This is a genomic window from Streptomyces sp. Y7 (assembly GCF_043195415.1).
Taxonomy (GTDB): domain Bacteria; phylum Actinomycetota; class Actinomycetes; order Streptomycetales; family Streptomycetaceae; genus Streptomyces.
The window spans coordinates 1-230 of sequence record NZ_JBIDDQ010000083.1; the positions used below are offsets into that span (position 1 = coordinate 1).

Consider the following 230-nt stretch of genomic DNA (forward strand, 5'->3'; position numbering starts at 1 on the left):
CGCCCTATTCGGACTCGCTTTCGCTACGGCTTCCCCACACGGGTTAACCTCGCAACACACCGCAAACTCGCAGGCTCATTCTTCAAAAGGCACGCAGTCACGAGATACAGCAAGCTGTATCCGACGCTCCCACGGCTTGTAGGCACACGGTTTCAGGTACTATTTCACTCCCCTCCCGGGGTACTTTTCACCATTCCCTCACGGTACTATCCGCTATCGGTCACCAGGGA

Annotated in this window: 1 rRNA gene; it reads right to left on the bottom strand. The window is 56.1% G+C overall.

What is annotated here, in order from left to right:
* Positions 1-230 (bottom strand): 23S ribosomal RNA (locus ACGFW6_RS45195); the annotation flags it as partial.